Raw genomic sequence first — 22643 nt, 5'->3', positions numbered from 1 at the left:
GTAAGTGTGAAAACGGGTGGCTAGCGGACTGAAAGAGCAGCGGAAATTAAATATACGACAGGACGGTGGGGCATGGGCTTGTGTGCCAATCAGGCGGCGGCTTGCAGGTGGTGTGGGGATAATTAAGCTGAGTTGAGTGAAATGTGGCGATATGGTTTGTGGGAAAGGCTACCTGAAAATATCGGAGGGTTTCAGGTGGCCTTTCCTGTTTTGTGTTTGGCGGGAATGGGTGTTCTTTGGATGTTGGTTTCACTATGCTTGGGGATGCGTTTTCAGGCAGCTATAAATTTTCAGGTAGCCTGTATGCTGGTGGAGGCTACCTGAAAATTTGGGCGGCGGGCGGGCTTACAGGCCGTCCCAGTCGTTGAGCATGACGCCGATGCCGATGCTGTTGTGTTTGTGGTTGTAGTCGAGCAGGCTTTCGCCGTAGCCGTGGAAGCCTTGCACGTAGCCTTTGAGCCGGCCGGCAATGGGGAAGGTGTAGTCGAGCTGGAGGCCGCCTCGGCCGCTGGAGGGGTTGTAGCGGGCGAGGGCGCCCAGGCTGTGGCGGTTGTTGAGGCGGTAGTGCAGCTGGAGGTCGCCGTAGCCCATGTAGCGGTTGATGTCGGAGTTGTCGTCGTCGCCGCTTTTTTCAGGTAGCCGCCACCAGAGGCGGGGGATGACTGTGAGTTTGCCCCATTCCATGCCGGCCATGGCGTAGACGCGGTTCCAGGATCGGGAGATGGGGTCGCTCTGGCCGTTGGATTGGTGGACGGCGCCGATGCCGAGCATGCGTAGGCTGCCGCCGCCGGGCAGGGAGGCTTTCACGGGCTGGGTAAGGAAGATTTCGGGCTCGTAGTCGGTGTTGCGGAAGGGGGAGGACATGGAGCCTTGGTATACCTGCCAGTGGGAAACTTGGGTGTAGCCGAACCAGAGGTCGGCGTTGGTGCCGAATAGGTCTTGCAGCAGCTTGGTTTTGAAGGAGATTTGCATCTTGGCTTCGATATGGTTTTGGTTTTGCTGCTCTTTGATGGCGGAGGTGTGCTCGGGGGAGGACGGATTGCGGTTGGGGGCGCTGTTGTACCAGCCGGGCAGGAGGTACATGGGGCGGTGGGCGCGGGCGGTGAGGATGCCGGTTTCGTGGTTGACGTCGAGGTCGTAGGCGAGGCTGAGGGGGGTGTAGGCTTGAGGCTGGGTGGGGGCGGCGGGGATTGGTGAGCACGATTTGCGGCTGCGCTGCTCTTGGCTCTGCTCGATGCTTTTTTCCAAGTCGATGGCGGGTTTGGCTTCGGCGGAGTCGGGCAGGGCTTGGGTGGGGGGTAGCTGGGCGCCGAGGGTGCGGTCGTAGCAGGCGAGGCGGGCGGCGGGGTCGCTGATTTGGGTGCAGGCGAGGGCGGGCTGCGGCACGGTTTGGGCGGCAGACTGGGCGGCGGCGAGGAGGGTGCCGGTGCAGAGGAGGAGGCGGGGGTTGTTCATGGTTCGGTGTGTTGTTGCGGGTGGGGCGGGCTACCTGAAAATGGGCGGGCGGTTTGGCTGAGTTTGGCGGTGCGGCGTTTGGCCTGTTTTAGCAAAACTCGCTTTGCTCGTTTTAACTGCGTTGAAGCTACGCTTTCAGGTAGCCTTTTGCGGTGCGGCCGCCTGAAGCCTGTCTTCAGATTTTGCCCATACGGTAAAACAGGTCGGCCAGGGCGGCCAGGCGCAGGGTGTCGCAGCCCCAGCGTTCGGATTGGATGCCGCGCATCCAGGATAGGGGGCGCACGCTGCGCTGCAAGGTGCGGATTATAGCGGGGTTTTGCCGGCTCAGGCAGGTTTTGCACAAGCCGGCGGCTTGGTCAAGCAGGCCTTGGCGGCGGAGGTTGTCGGCGGTGGATTGCAGGTAGCACAGCCAGTCGCGGCCTTGGCAGAGCGGGAGGCTGAGCACGAGTGCGGGGTTGTCTTCAAAGTCGATGAAGCCGATGCCGCCTTCTGCGGTGAGCACCATATTGCGGGCGAAGGCCTGGCTGAGGTATTGCCCTTGGCGGTGCACGGCTTCGATGGCGTGCAGTCCTTGCAGCCAGCCTTCGAGGCTGCCGGTTTCGATTTGTTTTTCGATGGCGATGAGCAGGGTTTGCTCGCCCACATGGCTCATCAAAAGGGCGTTTTCCTGCACGGCGAGAAGCCGGGGCGCGGTGATGCCGGCGGCGGCCAACTCGCGCAGGCGGCCGGCTTCGATGGCGATACCGGCGTTGCCGCCGGGGTTGGGCACGGGGGTGAGCACGCCGAGGCGGAGGATTTTGCCTAGGCCGTTGAGCAGGCTGTAGCGCCAGGCGGCTTGGCGCGGGGCGGCTTTGCGCAGCCACACGGTTTCGCCGTTGCTGAGGGTGTGGCGGGCGATGGTGGCGGTTTGGGCGGCGGCGAGGGCGGCCAGTTGGGCGGCGTAGTCCATGGCAGGCGGGAAAATGGGGAAAGCGGCATTATATAGCGAATCAAATTAGCTTTCGATACAAGGCAGCGAGCCGCAGGCAGTACAGGAGTACGGCAAGGCGAGCTAACGCCGTAGCGAAAGTTAAGTTGGTTCGCTATAGCGGATATGCTTGTTTGATCGTGTAATGGCGGGGAAGGCTTCGGGCTACCTGAAAATTCTGGCTGCGCAGAAACTTCGCGGCGCTGTGTTTTTTCAGGGAGCCTGTTTGATGAGCCGTTTCCCATTTAAGGATGAGGCAAGGCGAGCCGGCGCAGCATTGTTCTTAAATATGGCGCAACGGCATCGCGCCCAAACCGCCCGCTCCCCCATGAAGAGCCGCACTAAAATGCGCTACAATGCGCCCTACCCACCACCCGCCCACGGAAGCGCACATGATCTACGGCATCGGCACCGACATCCTCTCCATCAGCCGCATCGAAAAGCTGCACGCCAAATACGGCCACGCGCTGGCCGAGCGCCTGCTCAGCCGCATCGAGCTTTTGGAATGGCGCACCGCCGGCAACAAAACCAACTTCCTGGCCAAGCGTTTTGCCGCCAAAGAAGCCTTTGCCAAAGCCGTGCACACCGGCCTGCGCGCGCCGGTTACGCTGCACCACATTTCCATCGCCCACGACAAGCTCGGCCGCCCCGAGTTTGTGGCCGAGCCGCCCTTGCAGGCCTGGCTGGATGAGCAGGGCATCGCCCGCGTGCACCTGAGCTTGAGCGACGACAACGGCACGGTGGTGGCCTTTGCCGTGGCCGAAAAAGCCTAGCCCCATCCCGGTAGGGAACAAAAATTAAAACAACAAAAACCCGCACATCAATTTTCAGGTAGCCTTCCGCATGGCAGGCCACCTGCAAACCAGTTAATCCAAAGCCAATAGAGAAAGGAACCCGCCATGTTTTACAGCCGCGACGTCGTGAGCAACACCCTGCTATACGAACGCCCCGCCGACAGTATGGACGCTTTCGGCCAATCCCTGGCCGAAATGCGCACCGCCCAGCGCCGCTTTGCCGCCGCCGGCGTGCAGGCGCGCGTGGCCATGCTTGCCGCCTTCGCCGACCGCCTCGAAGCCGAAAAACCCCGCCTCGCCCGCATGATTTGCCAAGAAGTCGGCCGCTGCCTGCGCGAGTGCGAAGCCGAGATGGAAAAGTCCGTTTCCCTCATCCGCTATTATGTGAAGCTCGCCCCGCAGCTTTTGCAACACCAAACCATCGCCACCCAGGCCAGCCTCAGCCAAGTGCGTTTCGAGCCGCTCGGCGTGGTGCTCGCCGTGATGCCGTGGAACTACCCCGTGTGGCAGATTATCCGCTTTGCCGTGCCCGCCCTCTGCTCCGGCAACGCCTGCCTGGTGAAACCCGCGCCCAGCGTGGCCCGCGTTACCGCCGCCCTGTTCGACACCGTGGGCAGCGAGCTGCCCTGGCGCCCCGCCTGGCTCGCCCATGAAGACGTGGAGCACGCCATCGCGCACACCAACGCGCTCGCCTTCACCGGCTCCGCCGATGTCGGCCGCCGCCTTGCCGCCTACGCCGGAGGCTACCTGAAAAAATCCGTGATGGAGCTCGGCGGCAGCAACGCCTTCATTGTGCTCGACGACGCCGACATCGCCCAAGCCGCCGCCGACGCCTGCTACGCCCGCTTCCGCGACGCCGGCCAATCCTGCAACGCCGGCAAACGCATCATCCTCACCAGCGGCATCGCCGCCGAATTCACCCATCTCTTCCTCGAACACTGCCGCCGCCTCACCCGCGGCAACCCGCTCGATCCCGACACCACCCTCGCCCCGCTGCACCGCAAAGACCTCCAGCTGCAAGTGCACGAACAAGTGCAAGACGCGCTCGAACACGGCGCCAAGCTCCTGCTCGGCGGCGAGCTGCCCAACGAAGCCGATACCACCTTCTACCCCGCCACCGTGCTGGACAACATCACCCCCGCCTGCCGCATGTACCGCGAAGAAGTGTTCGGCCCCGCCGTGGGCATCTTCCACGCCCGCGATGCCGCCGACGCCGTGCGCCTGGCCAACGACAACCCCTTCGGCCTCGGCGCCAGCATCTACTCCGCCAACCTCGACAAAGCCTGGGAGCTCGGCCAGCAAATTGAAGCCGGCAGCGTGTTCATCAACCGCCACACCAGCAGCGATTTGCGCCTGCCCTTCGGCGGCGTGAAAGATTCCGGCTTCGGGCGCGAGCTTTCCGAATTCGGGCTGTATGAATTTGTGAACGTGAAAGCCTATTGGCAGAAATAGCGCGGCAGGCAAAAGGCTACCTGAAAGCGAAGCTTCAACGCAGTTAAAACGAGGTTTGGGCGCAGCCCAAGCTGAGTTTCTGCGCAGCCAAAATTTTTCAGGTAGCCTCTTCCCGCCACGGCATCGGCCTGCATCATGAGCGTGAGCATCCTATATTTTGAAGAAAACCGGCCCTCGGCCGATTACGCCGGATACGGCGAAGTAAACCGCTTCCGCCTTCCCGAAGCGTTTGAAGCCTCGCCCATCACGTTGCGGCGCAAGGGGAAAAGCATCGCGGCTTGGGAATTTGGCTGGGGCGCGGCATCGGCCGTTTATCGACCCGGTTCCGAATTGCCGCAGCAGCTATCGCAATTTATCGCCGAGCGCCTGCGCCACCCCTGCGTGCAGCCCGTGCTGTTTATCTTCATCAACGATAATCACGCCGATTTAAACCCCGACAAACACCAGCCCGCCTCCATCCCGCTGGCCGATTTGCCCGAGCTCTTCGCCCGGAAAACGTTTAACGGCCTATTCCTGATTGAAAAATAAGCGCCGGCAAGCCGCTTGAGGCTACCTGAAAATCATTTAGACACACACAAGGACACCTATGTCGGTCGGACACTACGAAAACTTCCCCGTCGGCTCGCTGGCCCTGCCGCGCCGCCTGCGCCGCCCCGTGCACGCCATCTACGCCTTCGCCCGCACCGCCGACGATATGGCCGACGAAGGCAGCCTGCCCAACGAAGAACGCCTGCGCCGGCTCGACAGCCTGTGCGCCGAGCTCGGCCGCATCGCTGCCAGCCAAAGCCCGCACACCGAGCTCATGCAGCGGCTCCAGCACGAAGCCGTGCAGCCCTTCAGCCTCCCGCTCGAGCCCTTCTACGATCTGCTCTCCGCCTTCAGCCAAGACGTGGTGAAAACCCGCTATCAGCACTTCGGCGAGCTGGTGGACTACGCCCGCCGCAGCGCCAACCCAATCGGCCGCCTGCTGCTGCACCTCTACGGCCACACCGACCCGCTCAGCCTCGCCCAAAGCGACGGCATCTGCACCGCCCTCCAGCTCATCAACTTCTGGCAGGACGTGGCCGTGGATTGGCAGAAAGGCCGCGTGTATCTACCGCAAGACGACCTGCAAAAATTCCGCGTGAGCGAAGCGCAAATCGCCGCCGGCCAGGCCGACACCGCCTTCCAACGCCTGATGGCGCACCAATGCGAGCGCGTCCACAAAATGCTCAAAGCCGGCTCCCCGCTGGGCAAAACCCTGCCCGGCCGCATCGGCTTCGAGCTGCGCCTGATCATCCTCGGCGGGCAAACCATCCTGCGCAAGCTGGAAGCCAACCGCTACGACGTGTTCACCCGCCGCCCCGTGCTCGGCGCGAAAGATTGGTGGCTGATGCTGAAACGGGCTTGGCTGAAGCGTTAGTATTAGGCAAAGCACAATTAGAAAGGCTACCTGAAAATAAAGTATTGCGAAGCAAGGATGAGTTTCTGCAAAGCTAAGAGTTTTCAGGTAGCCTTTTTCTAGGGTAGAAAAATGACAGTCCAATCAGGCACGGCTATAATTCGCCTGATATAACAAAAATTTACAAAATCATAGTCTATCGGTTTATAAAATTTATTAAGGATTTCAATATGATGCAGACATCAAACAAACAAATTGTATCTATCCAACAAGCCTTCCTTAACGACCTCGACGAAAAACTCTGGTCATCCGCCGACCGCCTCCGTCAGCAGCTCGATGCCGCGAACTATAAACATATCGTTCTCGGGCTTATCTTCTTAAAATACATCTCCGACAGCTTCACCGCCCAGCAAGCCAAAATCTTGGCGGAACTCACTGATCCTGAAAATCCACTTTATCTTGACCGCACTTTTTACGACACCGAGACGGAATACCAAAAAGCCCTTAATGCTGAACTGGAAAACCGCGATTATTACACCGCCGACAACGTGTTCTGGGTGCCTGTCTCTGCGCGCTGGCAAGCCTTGCAGGAAGTCTCGATTCTCAACACAGGCGCAGAACTCCCTTGGGGCGGGAAATTCGCAGGCGTGGCACGGCTGATTGACGACGCCTTTGACGCCATTGAAAAAGACAACGAAAAACTCAAAGGCGTACTGCAACGCATCAGCGGCTATGCGGTGGATGAAGACACCTTGCGCGGGCTGATTATCCTCTTCTCCGACACCAACTTCACCGCGCCCACCTACAACGGCGAACCCGTGCATTTAGGCGCGAAAGACATACTCGGGCACGTTTACGAATACTTCCTCGGCAGATTCGCCCAAGCGGAAGGCAAACGCGGCGGGCAGTATTTCACCCCAAAATCTATCGTTTCCCTCATCGTCGAAATGCTCGAACCCTACAAAGGGCGCGTGTACGACCCCGCCATGGGCAGCGGTGGCTTCTTCGTGCAAACCGAACGCTTTATCACCGCCCACCAAGGCAACATCAACCAAGTTTCCATCTACGGGCAAGAGTTCAACCCGACCACTTGGAAACTCGCCGCCATGAATATGGCAATTCGCGGCATTGATTACGACTTCGGCAAACACAACGCCGACAGCTTCGCCCAACCGCAACATCTCGACAAAAAAATGGACTTCATCATGGCGAACCCGCCGTTCAACAGCAGCGACTGGTGGAGCGAATCCCTCGCCGACGATCCGCGCTGGGCATACGGCACACCGCCAAAAGGCAACGCCAACTTCGCGTGGCTGCAACATATGATTTACCACCTCTCGCCCAACGGCAAAATGGCTCTCCTGCTCGCCAACGGCTCGATGAGCAGCCAAACCAACAACGAAGGCGAAATCCGCAAAGCCATCGTGCAAGCCGACCTTGTAGAAGCCATGGTCGCCCTGCCCGGTCAGCTCTTCACCAACACCCAAATCCCCGCGTGCATCTGGTTCTTAAACCGCAACAAAGCACGCAAAGGAGAGGTACTGTTTATCGATGCACGCCAAATCGGCTATATGAAAGACCGCGTATTGCGTGATTTCACGCTTGAGGACATCGCCCAAATCGCCAACACCTTCCACGCATGGCAAAAATCCGACAGCTATGAAGACAAGCCCGCCTTCTGCAAATCCGCCACCTTGGAAGAAATCGCAGGCAACGATTTTGTGCTAACCCCGGGCAGATACGTCGGCACAGCAGAACAAGAAGACGACGGCGTGCCATTTGCAGAAAAAATGCAAAATCTGACCGCTCTTTTAAAAGAACAGTTTGCAAAAAGCGCGGAATTGGAAGCGGAGATTAAGAAGAATTTGGGGGGATTGGGGTATGAGTAAAATTCCATTAAATGAATTTATAACTTTACAACGTGGTTTTGATTTACCGAGTAGCAAAAGAATTGCGGGAAATGTTCCTGTTGTAGCTTCAACAGGAATTGCTGGTTATCACAATGAGATAAAAGTGAAAGCACCAGGCGTCGTAATTGGAAGAAGCGGAAGTATTGGAGGTGGACAATATATTGAAAAAGATTTTTTCCCATTAAATACAACGCTATATGTAAAAGATTTTAAAGGACATTATCCAAGATTTATCTATTACTTACTAAAAAGTATTGATTTTACAAGTTTTAATGTTGGAACTGGTGTACCCACATTAAATCGAAATCATTTATCTAGTATTCTAATTTCAGATTTAGGTATAGATAAAGAGAAAGAAATAGCTAATATTCTTGGTAGCCTTGATGCAAAAATCCAACTCAACACCCAAATCAACCAAACCCTGGAACACATCGCCCAAGCGATTTTCAAAAGCTGGTTTGTGGATTTCGACCCCGTCCGCGCCAAAACCGCCGCCCTTCGTGACGGCAAAACCCAAGCCGAAGCAGAACTTGCCGCAATGTCGGCAATCAGCGGAAAAACAGCGGAAGAACTCACCGCATTTGAGCCTGAACGTTATGCGGAATTGGCAGAGATTGCGGCAGCATTTCCGAATGAGATGGGGGAAGTTGATGGGGTGGAAGTGCCGAGGGGGTGGGAGGTTAAATCCCTAGATGAAATTGCCAATTATCAAAATGGCTTGGCATTGCAAAAATTCCGCCCAGAGGGTGATGAACCATTTTTACCTGTTGTGAAAATTACCCAATTAAGACAAGGCTATGCTGACGGTGAAGAAAAAGCCAAAGCAAGTATTAAACCTGAATGTATTATTGATAACGGCGATATTGTTTTTTCTTGGTCTGGCAGTTTATTGGTTGATATTTGGTGTGGCGGTAAAGCGGCTTTAAATCAGCATTTATTTAAAGTTACATCTGAAACATACCCTAAATGGTTCTATTATTTTTACACCAAACATCATTTAGCCGAATTTCAACGTATCGCTTACGATAAAGCGGTAACAATGGGACATATTAAGCGTGAGCATTTGTCAGGCGCAATGTGTGTTGTGCCAAATGATGAGTTATTAGCAAATAACACAATCGGAAATTTATTGGAAAAAATCGTATTGAACAGATTGGAAAATATCAATCTTCAAAACACAAGGGATTTATTGTTGCCTAGATTATTAAATAACGATTTATAGAACGTGTTTAACAGGGCGTGTGCAATACGTCAAAGATTTAACAGGAATATCTATGATTAACGAAAACGATATTGAACAACTAACGTTAAAACGTTTAGAAAAACTCGGCTGGGAACACCACTACGGCAAAGACTTATCCGTTGCCGAAGGCGACTTTGCCCGTGGCGATTTGGGCGGGGTGGTGTTTGTAGCGCAGCTGCGTGCGGCGGTGCGCAAGCTCAACCCGAGGCTACCTGAAAATGCGGTGGATTCGGTGGTGGCTTTGGCGACCAAAAGCGAAATCGGCGAGCTGGTTGGGCGAAATCAGGCGTTTTATCAGCTGTTGCGTGATGGCGTAAAGGTGGAATATCAGCAAAACGGTGAGCAGAAATTTGATGTAGCGCGTTTGGTGGATTTTGAGTGTGTAACGAACAACCGCTTTGTGATGGTCAATCAGCTGGAAATCCGCAGTCGTAAAGGCGGCAAGCGGATTCCCGATATTATCGGCTTTGTAAACGGCTTGCCGCTGGTGGTGTTTGAGCTGAAAAATCCGCTGCGCGAATCGGCGGATTTGTTGCAGGCGTTCAATCAGTTGCAGACTTATAAAGATGAAATCGCCGATTTGTTCGTTTATAACCAAACACTGATTATTTCAGACGGCTTGAATGCAAGGCTCGGTTCGCTGTCGGCGGATTTTCAGCGTTTTACGCCGTGGAAAGTGGTGGATGAAAAGGCGCAAAGCAAGAGGAAGCCATTTGAAAACGAGCTGGAAAGTCTGCTCAACGGTTTACTTACGCCGCAAAAATTGCTGGATTATGTGCGTTATTTCGTGCTGTTTGAACGCGGTTCTAACGGTGCGTTAATCAAGAAAATCGCCGCTTATCATCAATACTACGGCGTGAATGAAGCGGTGGAATCCACGATTTTTGCCACAAGTGAGCAAGGCGACAAACGCATCGGCGTGATGTGGCATACACAGGGTTCGGGCAAATCCATTTCCATGTTGTTTTACGCGGGCAAACTGCTTTCCCAACCGGAATTGAAGAATCCAACCATTTTAGTCGTGACCGACCGCAACGATTTGGACGGTCAGTTGTTCCAAACATTCAGCAGTGGCAAAGCCCTGATTAAGCAAACGCCACAGCAGGTGGAAGACCGCGATGCCTTGCGCCAATTATTGAGCGAGCGGGAATCGGGCGGCGTGTTCTTCACCACCATTCAAAAATTCGGCCTGGATGAGGAAGAAAGCCAATTCCCTGTGCTGAACAGCCGTTCCAACATTATTGTGATTAGCGACGAAGCGCACCGCAGTCAATATGGCTTCACGCAAAAATTGCAAAACGGCAAATTCCAGGCAGGTTATGCCCGCCATTTGCGCGATGCTCTGCCGAATGCCTCCTTTATCGGCTTTACGGGTACGCCAATCAGTCTGGAAGATCGCGATACGCAGGATGTGTTCGGGCAGTATGTATCGATTTACGATTTGCAAGACGCAGTGGAAGATGGCGCGACCGTGCCGATTGTTTATGAAGCCCGCCAAATCAAGCTGGCGGAAAATGTAAACCACGAGGAGCTGTTTGCGGAAATTGACGAGCTGCTGGAAGGCGAAGATAACCCGAAATTGCGCCTGCGGGAAAAATTGCTCGGTTCGGAAGCACGGTTGCACGATTTAGCGGCCGATTTCGTCGAGCATTTTGCCAAACGCAATCAGCAGCAAGAAGGCAAGGCGATGATTGTGGTGTCTAGCCGTCAAATTTGCGTGGATTTGTACAATCAGATTATCGCCCTGCACCCTGAATGGCATTCAGACGGCATCAATGAAGGGGCGATTAAAATTGTGATGACAGGTTCGGCAAGCGATGCGCCCGAAATGCAGAAACACGTTTACAGCAAGCAGGAAAAGCAAACGCTGGAACGCCGTTTTAAAGACCCAGCCGATTCGCTGAAAGTGGTGATTGTGCGCGATATGTGGCTGACGGGTTTTGATGCGCCGTGCTGTAACACCATGTATCTCGATAAGCCGATGAAGGGGCATAACCTGATGCAGGCGATTACGCGCGTGAACCGTGTGTTCGCCAACAAAAGCCGCGAAAACGGCGGGCTGATTGTCGATTATGTCGGCCTGGCGGAAGAGCTGCGCGACGCAACGCTGCAATACACCAACTCCACCGGCAAAGGGCAATTGGCGGAAGACGTGCAAAGCGTGTTCTTCAAAATGAAAGAACAGCTCGAATTTGTCCGCACGTTGTTCGATACAAAAATCGAAGGCAAAACCTTTGATGTTCAGGCGGCAATTCAAAAAACCGAACCTGCGGTATTGATCGAAGCCGTCGCACAAGCGGCGAACCATATCGCCACGCTGGATCAGCTTCCCAACGAAGGCAAAGCCCACGAGCAACATTGGCATAATGCGGACGACCCAGAACCGCGTAAAAAAGCCTTTCTAAAAGCCGTCGGCAGTTTGAAAAAAGGCTACGCCTTATGCGGTGCGTTGCCTGAAGCCGAGCCGTATCAGCAAGAAATTGCTTTTTATGATGCGGTGCGTGCTGTACTTTCTAAACGTTCGCAAAATGGCAAAGGCTCAAACGAACGCTTGATTCAGCTCAAAGCCTTGATTAACCAAAGCATTGTGTCGGAAGGCACGATTGATTTGTTCGATTTATTAGGCAAAGAACAAACGCAGATTAATTTGCTTTCCGACGAATTTTTGCAGGCAATCAAAAACTCTGAGATCAAAAGCCTGTGGGTGCTGGCAATGGAGCGTTATTTGAAGCAGGAAATCAAAGCCAAAGCCAGCCGTAATCTGACAGCACAAAAAGATTTTGAGCAACGCTTGCAAGAAGCACTCACGCAATATCACAATCATAATTTGAGCGTGGTAGAAATTCTCGACGCCCTCGTGCAAATGGGGCGGGATTTTTCCGAGCGCTTATCGCGTGGCGAAAAATTGGGTTTAAACAGCGCAGAATTGGCGTTTTACGACGCGCTAGCCCAAAATGACAGCGCAAGGGAATTGATGAATGATGAAGTGCTTTCCAAATTGGCAAAAGAAATTACCGATATTTTGCGTAAATCGGTGAGTATTGATTGGCAGCATAAGGAAGCCGTGCGGGCAAGAATCCGGTTGCTGGTTCGCCGCGCCTTGCAGAAATACAAATACCCGCCCGATCAGGCAGAAGGCGCGGTGGAATTTGTGCTGAAACAGGCGGAGGAGATTGCGGATGAGTTAGCTGGTTAAGGAAATGTATATGGTGTGTAGTCTTAGATAAACAAAGGCTACCTGAAAATTTTGGCTTCGCAGAAAGTTCGCTGCACTGTATTTTAACTTCGTTGAATCTGCATTTTCAGGTAGCCTTTGCTTTGTGCGGCAATGTTGTGCCTTAGGGATACTCAATCAGCGCATAGGCCGAGTGGTTGTGGATGCTTTCGAAGTTTTCGCTTTCCACGGTGAAGCGGTCGATGCGCGGGTCGTGTTTTAGCGCCACGGCGATGTCGCGCACCATGTCTTCCACGAATTTGGGGTTTTCGTAGGCGTGTTCGGTAACGTATTTCTCGTCGGGGCGCTTGAGCAGGCCGTAGAGCTGGCAGGAGGCTTTGTTTTCCACCAAGTCGATGATTTCTTCAATGGAAACTTCCTGTTTGTGGCAGGTGAGGGTTACGGTAACGTGCGAGCGCTGGTTGTGCGCGCCGTATTGCGAGATTTCCTTGGAGCAGGGGCAGAGGCTGGTTACCGGTGCCAATACTTTGATTTGGTAGCTGTATTCTCCGCCTGCCTGCACTTCGCCCTGCCAGGTGACGGCATAGTCGAGGAAGGAGGTGATGCCGCTCACGGGGGCGGCTTTTTTGCGGAAGAAGGGGAAGCTGATGGTGATGCGGCCGGCTTGGGCGTCGAGCCGTTCGAGCATGTCGAGCGTGAGCTGGTGCAGGCTGGCGAAGTCGAGCACGAGGTGCTGTCGCTCTTCCATCAGCGCCACGAAGCGCGACATATGCGTGCCCTTTTGCGAGGCGGGCAGGGCCACGGTCATGCCGATGCGGGCGATGGTGTGCTGCACGCCTTCCGCGCTTTGGATTTGCAGCGGGAAATGCAGGTCTTTGATGCCCACTTGGTTGATGGGCATATTGCGTTGGTCGGGGCTGCTTTGCACGTCGGCAATGGCATTCATCCGTATTATCCTTTTGGGTGCGTGTGATGGGAAACAGGGTGCGAAGTATAGCCCCGCCGTGGCTTGGGGGCAAATGGCGGCCTGCCTTTATAGCGCGGGTTTATGGCGGCGATTTTGCGTACTCGGGCGCGGCTTGCCCGGGCGGCGGGTGTGCCGAGCGCTTTTGGTTTATCATAACGCCCTTATCCGCACACTGATTTTAAGGACAGCCCATGAACATCCTCTTCATCGCCGACCCGCTTTCCAGCTTCAAAACCTACAAAGACACCACCTACGCCATGATGCGCGAAGCCGCCCAACGCGGCCACACGCTGCACCACGCGCTCGCAGGCGAACTCTCCGTGCAAAACGGCCGAGTCATCGCCCAAGCCGCGCCGTTCCAATTTATCGGCGCAAAAAGCGACCACGATCACAATTGGTTTCAGGTAGCCTCCGCCGAGCAGCGCGCGCTGAGCGATTTCGACGCCGTGATTATGCGCACCGACCCGCCGTTCGATATACAATATTTATACAGCACCCAACTGCTCACTCTTGCCGAACAACAGGGTTCGCGCGTATTCAACAGCGGGCAGGCCATGCGCGATTTCAACGAAAAACTGGCGATTCTGAACTTCCCCCAATTCACCGCACCCACGCTCGTTTCCACCCGCGCCGCCGATGTGCGCGCCTTTCTAGCCGAACACGGCGACATCATCGTGAAACCGCTGGACGGCATGGGCGGCATGGGCATCTTCCGCCTCACCGCGCGCGACCCCAACATCGGCAGCATCCTCGAAACCCTGATGCGGCTCGACACGCGCACCATCATGGCGCAGCGTTATATCCCCGACATCGTGCACGGCGACAAACGCATTCTGGTGATAGACGGCGAAGTCGTGCCCTACGCGCTGGCGCGCATCCCGCAGCAGGGCGAAACGCGCGGCAATTTGGCCGCAGGCGGACGCGGTGTGGCGCAGGAATTGTCCGCCCGCGACCGCGAAATCGCCGAAACCCTCGCCCCCGAGCTGAAACGGCGCGGCATTTTGCTGGCGGGCTTGGACGTGATTGGCGAATATCTCACCGAAGTGAACGTAACCAGCCCCACCGGTTTCCAGGAAATCATGAAGCAGAAGGGCTTTGATGTGGCGGCTAAGTTTATCGACGCGGTGGAACGCAATGCGCGGTAGGCGTTGCGGAATGGAAGCTCGCGCTTTGGCTTCGCAGAAACTTTGCTTGGGCTATGCTCAAACATCGTTTTAGCTTCGCAGAAACTTCGCTTCCTTCAGAAACTTCGTTTTAACTGCGTTGAAGCTGCGCTTTCAGGTAGCCTGCGACAGGGTAGAGGCTACCTGAAAAATGGGAACGCATTGTATTCAATTGTTTGCACATTGCACGCGCACGATTGAAGGCTACCTGAAAAATTCAGCGCAGCCTGTACTGCATCCTGTGGGAAGGGCAGGCAAACCGCAGGTTTGCCCTTCGTGCCGAGCCGCATTGCTCGTTTCCGCTTTGTTGCCGCCCTGATTTTTCAGGTAGCCTCACCCATCATTCGGAGCACGCCAGCATGACCGAACCACGCACATTATTTCTATCCGGCCTGTTTGCCGCGCTGTGTTGGACGGCGGCAGATATGCTGCTGGTGGGCTTTGTGCAAACGCCCGAGCAATATCCGCTGTTTTCGCACACGCTGGCCGCTGCCTTGGGCGACGATGTGGATTTGGCGGTCCTGATGCTGGCCGGCTCGCCGCAGCGGCTGTTTTGGGGCGTGCTGCCGGCCACGTTTAGTGCGGTGTTTTATCTGGCTGCGGCTTTCGGCGTGTGCCGTTTGCTGCGCGGCAGGGCGGCGCGCGCGGTGTTGTGCCTGCTCTTGGCGGGCTATGCGCTCTCGCCCTTGGGGCATGCGGGCTTTTATTATATGGGCATCAGCGCGCAAACCCTGCTGCACAGCCCGCCCGCAGCCCATCTGCCGCTGCTGGCGCAGTTTCGGGCGTTTCATGCCATGCTGGCGGTGCATTGGTTTGCCTCGGTGGGGCTGCTGGCCGCGGGCTGGCTGGTGTTGCTGGTGCAAACCGTGCGCGGGCGCTCTGTTTTGCCGCGAGCATCGGCGTGGGCCAATCCGCTGCCGGTGGGCGCGGCGGTGGCGCTCGTGTGCAGCCTGTTTCCGCAATCGGTCTGGGCGGCAGCCATCGGCGGCGCCACGTTTAATATTGCCCAAGCGGTGTTTTTTGCTGCCGCTTGGTATGGCCTTCATTCACATCATCCGCATCCAAAGGAGCTTTTATGAAACCCGGCAAACGCGGCCTCGCGCGCATCATCGCCGCCGCACAGTATTCCCGCGACGGCCTCGCCGCCGCCTACCGCAACGAAGCCGCCTTCCGCCAGCTGGTGTGGCTGCACGCCGTGCTGCTGCCCCTGGCCTGCTGCCTCGATTTCGACACGCCCGTGCGCATGCTGCTGGTGGGCGCTTCGCTGCTCTCGCTGATTGTGGAGCTGTTCAACACCGCCATTGAAGCCGTGGTGGACAGGATTTCCGAAGAACTGCACCCGCTCTCCAAAATCGCCAAAGATGCCGGCTCGGCGGCGCAGATGGTGGCATTGCTGCTGCTGGCCGCGTTTTGGCTGATGGCTTTGAATACGCTGTAAGCAATTGACAAGAAAGGAATGATGATGAACAAGCCCTCCCTCCTCGCCGCCTGCCTGCTGTGCCTGGCCGCCGCCGCGCAGGCCGAAGTGCACGCCAGCCAAGCCTGGGCGCGCTTCACCGTGCCCGGCATGCAGTCCGGCGGCGTGTTTGTGCGGCTGGAAAACGGCCGCCCCGCCGACGCGCTCATCGGCGGCAGCACGCCCGTGGCCGAGCGCGTGGAAATCCACGAGCACATCATGCAGGGCGGGCAAATGCGCATGCAGGCCATGCCGCACGGCCTGCCGCTGCCCGAGCGTTCGCGCACCGAGCTCAAGCCCGGCGGCCACCACATCATGCTCATCGGCCTCAAACAGCCGCTCGCCGCCGGCAGCCGCTTCCCGCTCACGCTGAAATTCCGCCACGCTCCGGCGCAAACCGTGCAGGTGGAAGTGAAAAGCCCGGCGGAGGAAGCGGGCGGGATGCAGCATCGCCACCATCACGCGCATTAGCGGGAGGTTTTCAGGTAGCCTCTTGGCGGGGGTGGAGGCTACCTGAAAAATAGATAAGGATAGTTTGGTGTAAAAGATGATTGGAGAGAGATGATGAATGATTTCCTGCGAACTTTTGTGAGAGTGGTTGCAGTGGTTGCAGTGATTGTAGTGCTTTATGTTTGGGGTCCCATTCTGGGCATATTCATATTGTTACCATTTCTTATGCTTGGTTGGGGTGGTATTTTGCTACTGATTATTTTCATAATTGCCGTAGTGTATGTTGTATTTGTTAACCTATTTAACAAGAGTGGAGTGGCATCACCTATACAGCAACAAGAAACGGCTGCATACCAGCAACGCCGAATCAATATGCCACCACCCGAGCCGCATGCCACCGACCTCTACGATTTCCAAATGCTGCACGCCTCCTACCATATGCTGCAATGGCTGGCTGACGCCCCCTACCAACACATCTGCCAAAACATCGAACACCTGCTGCGCCAACAAGTTTCCGACAGCCGCCTGCTCAGCATCGCCGCCACCTCCATGCCGCAATGGCAAACCGTTACCGCGCAGGAAGAAGAAAACGGCCAAACCGTTGCCGCCCGCCGTACCGGCCTGGCGTTTGAGTTTGTGCTGCACGTGTCCGGCCGGGGCAAAACCCACGAACTGCGCGGCGTGTACACCTGGGCAGGCAGCCGCCTCAACCGCCCTCCCGCCGAACAGCGCCAGCAAACCTGGCTCGACCTGCGCGGCACGCTGGCCGAATTCGGTGGCAGCCGCCTGGCCGAACGCCTGAACGCGCTGAATTAAGCGTTCCCCGGCATAGCCCGCCATTTGTGGCTGCGCAGAAACATCGCCCCATCTCGTTAGTCCAAACTTTCAGGTAGCCCCATCTGCCAAACAGAGGCTACCTGAAAACGAAGTTTCCGAAGGAGGCGGAGTTTCTGCGGAGCTAAAACGAAGTTTCCGAAGGAGGCGGAGTTTCTGCGAAGCTAAAACGATACCTTGCAAAGCCAATAGCCAACACAGGATTCCAAACCCATGCCAGACAACTTCCAACTCCTCGACGACACCCGCCACATGCTGCAATGGCTCGCCGCCGAGCCCTACGCCGAAATCCGCGCCAGCATCGAAAGCATCCTGCGCGCCCAAGCCACCGACAGCCGCCTGCTCGATTTCGCCGTTACCTCCCCGCCCGATTGGCTCACCGCCGCCACCCGCTCCGCCGGCGACCCCAACATCGTGGCCGTGAGCCGCACCGCCGTCGCCTTCGAATTCTGCCTGCACGCCTCCTCCGGCGGCCGCACCCACGAGCTCCGGGGCGTGTATAGCTGGGCGGTCTGGCACCTCGACGGCAAAGGCGGGGAGCCAAGCCAGCAAGTCTGGTTCGACCTCGGCGGCACGCTGGCCGAATTCGGCGAAAACGGCAAACTGCGCGAGCGGCTCAAGCAAGGGGGTGCGGCATGAGCCGGGCAGATAATCGGGTTTGGGTATTTCAAGGCAGTGGCAGCCAAAATGTGTCCGCCTGCTTTTTTGCAAAGAAAATGCAGAGCGTTGGATTCAAAAACACGCCCTCAGCGGCTTGCTCACCGCCTATCCGGTTGACAATCCCGTGTATGAATAGGCGGTGCAAAACCAAATCATCACGCCCAGCAAAGCGCACCAAAAAACCACCCAGTTCATCCAAAACTTCAGCAGCGCCCATCTGGAACACTGCCACTACGAAAACGGCAGCGAAGCTTGAATCCCACGCAGCGCGGGCCATTCCTGCCTACTGCTGAAAACCTACCCCATTGAGCTCAGCGAACGCTACGCCCACGTCAAACCGCATGAGCGCTAAGCCAAGCATTCATGCCCAATCTAGCATTGATGCGGCTGTATAAGAGGCTCCCTGAAAAACCATTTTCAGGTAGCCTCTCGCCTGTTCAAGCAAACTGCCCTTATTCTTCCCGCTTCTGCGCCACCGCCCATTCATACAGCGCCTTTTTGTTTGCCCCGCTGATGGTTGCAGCCAGCGCGGCGGCTTTTTTCGGCGGCAGCTCGGCGGCGAGCAGGCTCATGATGTGCTGCGCCTGTTTGCTCAATCCGGCCGTTTCCGCCTCTTCGGCCGGGTGTAGCACCAGCACCATCTCGCCGCGCGTTTGGTTGGCATCGGCGCGCACGGCGGCCAGCACTTCGGCCACGCTGCCGCTGATAAAGGTTTCAAACGTTTTGCTGATTTCGCGCGCCAGCAGCAAATGCCGACCGGGCAGAAGCTCCGCCATCTGCGCGAGCGCCGCCTCGATGCGGTGCGGTGTTTCAAAAGCCGCCACGGCATAGGGCACGTTTTCCCAGCGTTCAAACCATTGTGCGCGCTCACCCGCCTTGGGCGGCAGGAAGCCGGCAAAATAAAAGTCCGATTGCGTTACCCCGGCCACGCTCAAGGTCGCCATCACCGCGCTCGCTCCCGCCACCGGCACCACCTTGAAGCCCGCCGCGCGCACGCCCGCAGCCAGCCGCGCACCCGGGTCGCACACCGCCGGCGTGCCCGCGTCCGACACCTGTGCCACCACCTGCCCGGCAGCCAAGGCGGCGCAAACCGTGTCCACCATCTGCCGCTCGTTGTGTTCGCGCACGCTGATGAGCTTGGCGCGGATGCCGTAGGCCGAAAGCAGCTGCTGGCTCACGCGCGTGTCTTCCGCACACACCAAATCCGCCCGCTGCAATACCGCCAGCGCGCGCAGCGTGATGTCGGCCAGGTTGCCGATGGGCGTTGCCACCACATACAGCGTGTGCGGCTCGATTTGCGCCGCCGCCTTATCCAATATTTTTTGCCACATTTGTCTTCGGGTATCATTGCGTTTGAAACGCCGCAAACTATAACACGAAAGGAAACCCATGCGCCTCAACCACGCCGCCGGCCAAGCCGCCGAAGACACCGCCGCAGGCTACCTGAAAAAACAAGGCTGCCGTATCCTCGCGCGCAACTGGCACTGCCGCTACGGCGAAATCGACATCATCGCCGAGCAGGGCGGGGTGTACTTATTTGTGGAAGTGCGGCAGCGGCGCAGCCAGTCCTTCGGCGGCGCGGCGGCCAGCATCACTCCCGCCAAGCTGGCCAAACTCAGCCGCAGCGCCGAAGCCTGGCTCCAGCAGCACGCCCCGAACCAAGCCTGCCGCCTCGACGCCGTGCTGCTCGAAGGCAGCGCCCCGCCGCAGTGGGTGCAGAATATCGGCGGGTATTGAGGCGGCGAGCTGTGCGGGACGGGAAGGCTACCTGAAAAATTGTGCGGCATTTTAGCTTTGCAGAAACGCTGCTTTCTTCGGAAGCTCCGTTTTAGCTTCGCTGAAGCTGGCGCTTTAGCTTCGCAGAAACTCAGCCTTGCTTCGCAAGACATCGTTTTCAGGTAGCCTTTTATTCGCCTCTTTACCTCCGCCAACCCGCGCCGGCAATTGTTCAAACCGCCGTATGCCGCTACAATAGCCAGCGTTTTCATTTCGTTTTTCAGGTAGCCTCTGATGAAATCCGCCGCAGAACGTGTGTTGCAGCATTTTCAAGACAGCATTGCCGCCAAGCAGCAGTGTGCCGAAGAGCTGGCTGCGCCCACCGCCCGCGCCGCCGAGCTGCTGGTGAATTCGCTCACCGCCGACGGCAAAATCCTCATCTGCGGCAACGGCGGTTCCGCTGCCGACGCGCAGCACTTTGCCGCCGAGCTCACCGGCCGCTTCGAAAAAGAACGCATGCCGCTGGCCGCCGTCGCGCTCACCACCGACACCTCCGCGCTCACCGCCATCGGCAACGACTATGCCTTCGAGCAGATCTTCGCCCGCCAGGTGTCGGCGCTCGGCCGCCCGGGCGACGTGCTGGTGGCGATTTCCACTTCCGGCAATTCCGGCAACGTGCTCTGTGCCATCGAAGCCGCCCGCGAGCAGGGCATGCAGGTGGTGGCGCTCACCGGCCGCGACGGCGGCAAAATCGGCGGCGTGCTGGCCGAAGGCGACGTGCTGCTCAACGTGCCGCACCGCCGCACCGCGCGCATTCAGGAAATCCATATCCTGCTGATTCACGCCCTGTGCGACCACATCGACGCCACCCTGTTTGAAGAATAGCCGAAGGCTACCTGAAACATCACGCCCGCATTCCCATCATTGCCGAAAGGACCAATCATGAAAAAAAGTTTCCGCCTCCTGCTGTTGTGCCTGCTGCCGCTGTCGCTTTCCGGCTGTTTTGCCGCCGTGGCCGGTGCCGGCGCGCTCGGCGTGATGTCGGCCACCGACCGCCGCAGCACCGGCGCGCAGGCCGACGACCAAGTGATGGAAGTGCGCATCCAAAATACGGCGCTCACCCACCTGCGCAACAGCAACACCACGCCGAATTTCGAGCCGAAGCTTTCCGTGGTGAGCTTCAACCGCCAGATTCTGCTGATGGGCCTGGTGGCGAGCGAGGCGGATAAGGCCTTTGTGGAACGCGTGGCACGCTCGCAGCCCAATGCCGAGAAGATCTACAACCATATTCAGGTAGCCTCCGGCCACCGCGGCTTCGGCGACGTGAGCAACGATTCTTGGATCACGTCCAAAGTGCGCACCACGCTGATCGGCACCAAGGGCGTGTCAGCCAACCATGTGAAAGTGGTTACGTATAACGGCATCACTTATGTGATGGGCATCCTCACGCCGGAAGAGCAGGCGCGCGTGAGCCAAACCGTGAGCACCACTGCCGGCGTGCAGCAGGTGGTAACGCTGTATGAAACCTTCGTGCCCAGCAATGTGCGCTGATACACCTGTTTTTGAATTTTAAGGAAAACCCATGTCTGGCAAAGAGATGCCTCCTTCTTCCAGAAAGCCGCAGCGCAGCATGTTCAGCCGCGTGGTGCTGATTTCGTTTGTTGTGGCGTTTGTTGTGGTGATGGCGCTGGTGATGATGGCGTGGCTGATGTTGAGCCGGCCAGACAGCCGCACCGACAGTCAGGATGCCTCTGCGGCGCAGGGCGTGGAAATCTGGCAGCCCAACGGCGCATCGGCCGCCGCCGGCCAAACCTACAGCCTGCCGCCTGCTGCCGATATGAATGCGGCTTCGCAAGCTTCCGCACCCCTGGCCAACGCAAGGCCTGCCGCACCGCGCCGCGCGGCAGCGGCTTCTGCGCCGGCGGTGGTGAAGGAAGTGCCGATTCAGCCGGTGGCGCCGCAGCCGGAAACCGAAATCCGCCCGATTGAAGTGCCGGTGAAACCAGCGCCGCAGCCGGTGCCGCGCCAGCCGGCAGGCGAGGGCGGCGGCAATCCGGTGGACAGCCTGTTTTAATCCGTAGGGCTACCTGAAAAGCAGGTGTTGTTTTCAGGTAGCCTGTTTTGTTTGAATGGATAACGCCGGCAAGGTGTTGTCACGAATTGAGAAAGCGAAGGAGACCGCGATGAAAGTGTACCGTATGCTCACCGGCCCGGACGATTCCGTGTTTTGCCGCCGTGTAACCGAGGCTTTGCAGCAAGGCTGGGAGCTGCACGGCAGCCCCACCATGACGCACACCGACAACGGCGTGCGCGTAGGGCAGGCGATTGTGAAGGAAGTGGAACATTACGACCCGGCCAAGCCCTTGAGCGAGTATTGATGGCGAAAATGGCAAACAGGCTACCTGAAAACCTTTTTCAGGTAGCCTGTTTTGTTGCGAAGGCCTAGTTTTGCACTTCCACTTGGTTTGGGAATTTGGCCGCCACTTGGTTGATGATGCGGTGTGTGCGTTCGCCGCGTTCCACCACTTGTTTCAGTCGCGTTTCGTCCAGCCCTTGTTTTTCTACTTCTTGCAGAATGCTGTGGTATTCGGTGAAGGCGCCGGTGCATTCGGCAACGAGGGCTTCGTCGGGGATGGAGTGGCAGCCGCCGCGGTCGGAGTTGGCCATGAAGCCGGCGCTGTGCCGCACGGGCATCATCACGTTTTCGGGCACGGCGCCGAAATCGGTGCGCTCGTTGAGGTGGGAGACGAAGCGGTTTTCGTTGTCGATGAAGACATTATAGTGTTCCACAAACTCTCTCAGCTTCACGGTTTTCACGGCATCGTAGCCGCGCCAGCCCAAAAGGGCGACGGCGGCGCCGATGAGGATTTTTTTGGCTTTTGGGGACATGGCTTCTCCTTGGTTTGATTGGGAAAGGATGGTTTCTGGCGGGGATAGTTTTTCAGGTAGCCTCCCGTGTGCCGCACAGGCTACCTGAAAGCGCAAGCTTCAGCGCAGTTAAAACGGAGCTTCCGAAGGAA

The 22643-nt window shown here is 57.2% G+C and carries 24 protein-coding genes; 18 read left to right on the top strand and 6 right to left on the bottom strand.

Going from position 1 to position 22643, the window contains the following annotated elements:
- Positions 1-345: 345 nt before the first annotated feature.
- On the bottom strand, positions 346-1455 hold the full coding sequence (locus LG371_RS04830) for a phospholipase A (RefSeq protein ID WP_225747866.1): 1110 nt from the start codon (positions 1453-1455) through the stop codon (positions 346-348).
- Between the two features lie 175 nt (positions 1456-1630).
- Positions 1631-2404 (bottom strand): hypothetical protein, encoded by a 774-nt coding sequence (locus tag LG371_RS04825; RefSeq protein WP_225747865.1) that lies wholly within the window; start codon positions 2402-2404, stop codon positions 1631-1633.
- 410 nt (positions 2405-2814) lie between these two features.
- Between LG371_RS04825 and acpS the strand changes: the two genes are divergently transcribed.
- The 7 genes from acpS to LG371_RS04790 all read left to right on the top strand — a co-directional run bounded on the left by acpS (position 2815) and on the right by LG371_RS04790 (position 12398).
- The gene (gene acpS, locus LG371_RS04820; RefSeq protein WP_067590015.1) at positions 2815-3195 is read left to right on the top strand and encodes a holo-ACP synthase; all 381 of its coding nucleotides are present in this window, start codon (positions 2815-2817) and stop codon (positions 3193-3195) included.
- 126 nt (positions 3196-3321) lie between these two features.
- On the top strand, positions 3322-4668 hold the full coding sequence (locus tag LG371_RS04815; protein ID WP_067590012.1) for an aldehyde dehydrogenase family protein: 1347 nt from the start codon (positions 3322-3324) through the stop codon (positions 4666-4668).
- Between the two features lie 135 nt (positions 4669-4803).
- Entirely contained in the window at positions 4804-5196 is a 393-nt protein-coding gene (locus LG371_RS04810; RefSeq protein ID WP_067590009.1) for a hypothetical protein, read from the top strand.
- Between the two features lie 58 nt (positions 5197-5254).
- Positions 5255-6070 carry a squalene synthase HpnC gene (hpnC, locus tag LG371_RS04805; protein WP_225747864.1) on the top strand — a complete coding sequence of 272 codons (816 nt, stop codon included), beginning with the start codon at positions 5255-5257 and terminating at the stop codon, positions 6068-6070.
- 209 nt (positions 6071-6279) lie between these two features.
- Complete coding sequence (locus LG371_RS04800; protein ID WP_225747863.1) at positions 6280-7938, top strand: type I restriction-modification system subunit M; 1659 nt, start codon at positions 6280-6282, stop codon at positions 7936-7938.
- Complete coding sequence (locus LG371_RS04795; protein WP_225747862.1) at positions 7931-9181, top strand: restriction endonuclease subunit S; 1251 nt, start codon at positions 7931-7933, stop codon at positions 9179-9181. Before LG371_RS04800 ends, LG371_RS04795 begins: the two co-directional genes overlap by 8 nt.
- Positions 9182-9233: 52 nt before the next feature.
- Positions 9234-12398 (top strand): type I restriction endonuclease subunit R, encoded by a 3165-nt coding sequence (locus tag LG371_RS04790; RefSeq protein ID WP_225747861.1) that lies wholly within the window; start codon positions 9234-9236, stop codon positions 12396-12398.
- A gap of 142 nt (positions 12399-12540) precedes the next feature.
- On the opposite strand, the gene folE2 is transcribed toward LG371_RS04790, so the two are convergent.
- The gene (gene folE2, locus LG371_RS04785) at positions 12541-13323 is read right to left on the bottom strand and encodes a GTP cyclohydrolase FolE2 (RefSeq protein WP_067590003.1); all 783 of its coding nucleotides are present in this window, start codon (positions 13321-13323) and stop codon (positions 12541-12543) included.
- Between the two features lie 212 nt (positions 13324-13535).
- On the opposite strand from folE2, the gene gshB reads away from it, so the two are divergent.
- The 6 genes from gshB to LG371_RS04755 all read left to right on the top strand — a co-directional run bounded on the left by gshB (position 13536) and on the right by LG371_RS04755 (position 17886).
- Entirely contained in the window at positions 13536-14489 is a 954-nt protein-coding gene (gene gshB, locus LG371_RS04780; RefSeq protein WP_067589999.1) for a glutathione synthase, read from the top strand.
- 377 nt (positions 14490-14866) lie between these two features.
- On the top strand, positions 14867-15586 hold the full coding sequence (locus LG371_RS04775) for a DUF6796 family protein (protein ID WP_225747860.1): 720 nt from the start codon (positions 14867-14869) through the stop codon (positions 15584-15586).
- Entirely contained in the window at positions 15583-15945 is a 363-nt protein-coding gene (locus tag LG371_RS04770; RefSeq protein WP_225747859.1) for a diacylglycerol kinase, read from the top strand. Before LG371_RS04775 ends, LG371_RS04770 begins: the two co-directional genes overlap by 4 nt.
- A gap of 24 nt (positions 15946-15969) precedes the next feature.
- Positions 15970-16434 carry a copper chaperone PCu(A)C gene (locus LG371_RS04765; RefSeq protein ID WP_067589990.1) on the top strand — a complete coding sequence of 155 codons (465 nt, stop codon included), beginning with the start codon at positions 15970-15972 and terminating at the stop codon, positions 16432-16434.
- A 351-nt stretch (positions 16435-16785) separates the two neighbouring features.
- Positions 16786-17229 (top strand): hypothetical protein, encoded by a 444-nt coding sequence (locus LG371_RS04760; protein ID WP_225747857.1) that lies wholly within the window; start codon positions 16786-16788, stop codon positions 17227-17229.
- Positions 17230-17460: 231 nt separating this feature from the next.
- Positions 17461-17886: a hypothetical protein gene (locus LG371_RS04755; RefSeq protein WP_225747856.1), complete on the top strand. Its 426-nt coding sequence runs from the start codon at positions 17461-17463 to the stop codon at positions 17884-17886.
- A gap of 28 nt (positions 17887-17914) precedes the next feature.
- On the opposite strand, the gene LG371_RS04750 is transcribed toward LG371_RS04755, so the two are convergent.
- Both LG371_RS04750 and rsmI read right to left on the bottom strand, forming a co-directional pair.
- Entirely contained in the window at positions 17915-18184 is a 270-nt protein-coding gene (locus LG371_RS04750; RefSeq protein ID WP_156503456.1) for a hypothetical protein, read from the bottom strand.
- Positions 18185-18359: 175 nt separating this feature from the next.
- Positions 18360-19238: a 16S rRNA (cytidine(1402)-2'-O)-methyltransferase gene (rsmI, locus tag LG371_RS04745; protein ID WP_225747855.1), complete on the bottom strand. Its 879-nt coding sequence runs from the start codon at positions 19236-19238 to the stop codon at positions 18360-18362.
- A 58-nt stretch (positions 19239-19296) separates the two neighbouring features.
- Here rsmI and LG371_RS04740 point away from each other — a divergent pair, with 58 nt between their 5' ends.
- The 5 genes from LG371_RS04740 to LG371_RS04720 all read left to right on the top strand — a co-directional run bounded on the left by LG371_RS04740 (position 19297) and on the right by LG371_RS04720 (position 22001).
- Positions 19297-19644: a YraN family protein gene (locus LG371_RS04740; RefSeq protein ID WP_067589977.1), complete on the top strand. Its 348-nt coding sequence runs from the start codon at positions 19297-19299 to the stop codon at positions 19642-19644.
- A gap of 273 nt (positions 19645-19917) precedes the next feature.
- Positions 19918-20508: a phosphoheptose isomerase gene (locus tag LG371_RS04735; RefSeq protein WP_067589974.1), complete on the top strand. Its 591-nt coding sequence runs from the start codon at positions 19918-19920 to the stop codon at positions 20506-20508.
- Between the two features lie 57 nt (positions 20509-20565).
- Positions 20566-21174 (top strand): BON domain-containing protein, encoded by a 609-nt coding sequence (locus tag LG371_RS04730; protein ID WP_067589971.1) that lies wholly within the window; start codon positions 20566-20568, stop codon positions 21172-21174.
- A 31-nt stretch (positions 21175-21205) separates the two neighbouring features.
- Positions 21206-21697, top strand: coding sequence for a hypothetical protein (locus LG371_RS04725; RefSeq protein ID WP_067589969.1), 492 nt, complete (start codon positions 21206-21208; stop codon positions 21695-21697).
- Positions 21698-21806: 109 nt separating this feature from the next.
- Positions 21807-22001, top strand: coding sequence for a DUF1737 domain-containing protein (locus tag LG371_RS04720; RefSeq protein ID WP_067589966.1), 195 nt, complete (start codon positions 21807-21809; stop codon positions 21999-22001).
- A 64-nt stretch (positions 22002-22065) separates the two neighbouring features.
- Here LG371_RS04720 and LG371_RS04715 read toward each other — a convergent pair whose 3' ends face one another.
- A complete protein-coding gene (locus LG371_RS04715; RefSeq protein ID WP_225747854.1) occupies positions 22066-22512 on the bottom strand; it encodes a hypothetical protein in 447 nt (148 codons plus the stop codon).
- Positions 22513-22643 lie beyond the last annotated feature (131 nt).

This window comes from Eikenella sp. Marseille-P7795 (assembly GCF_916618725.1).
Lineage (GTDB): Bacteria > Pseudomonadota > Gammaproteobacteria > Burkholderiales > Neisseriaceae > Eikenella > Eikenella longinqua.
Note: the sequence above shows the minus strand (reverse complement) of the source record. Positions and strands in the feature narration are given on the sequence as shown.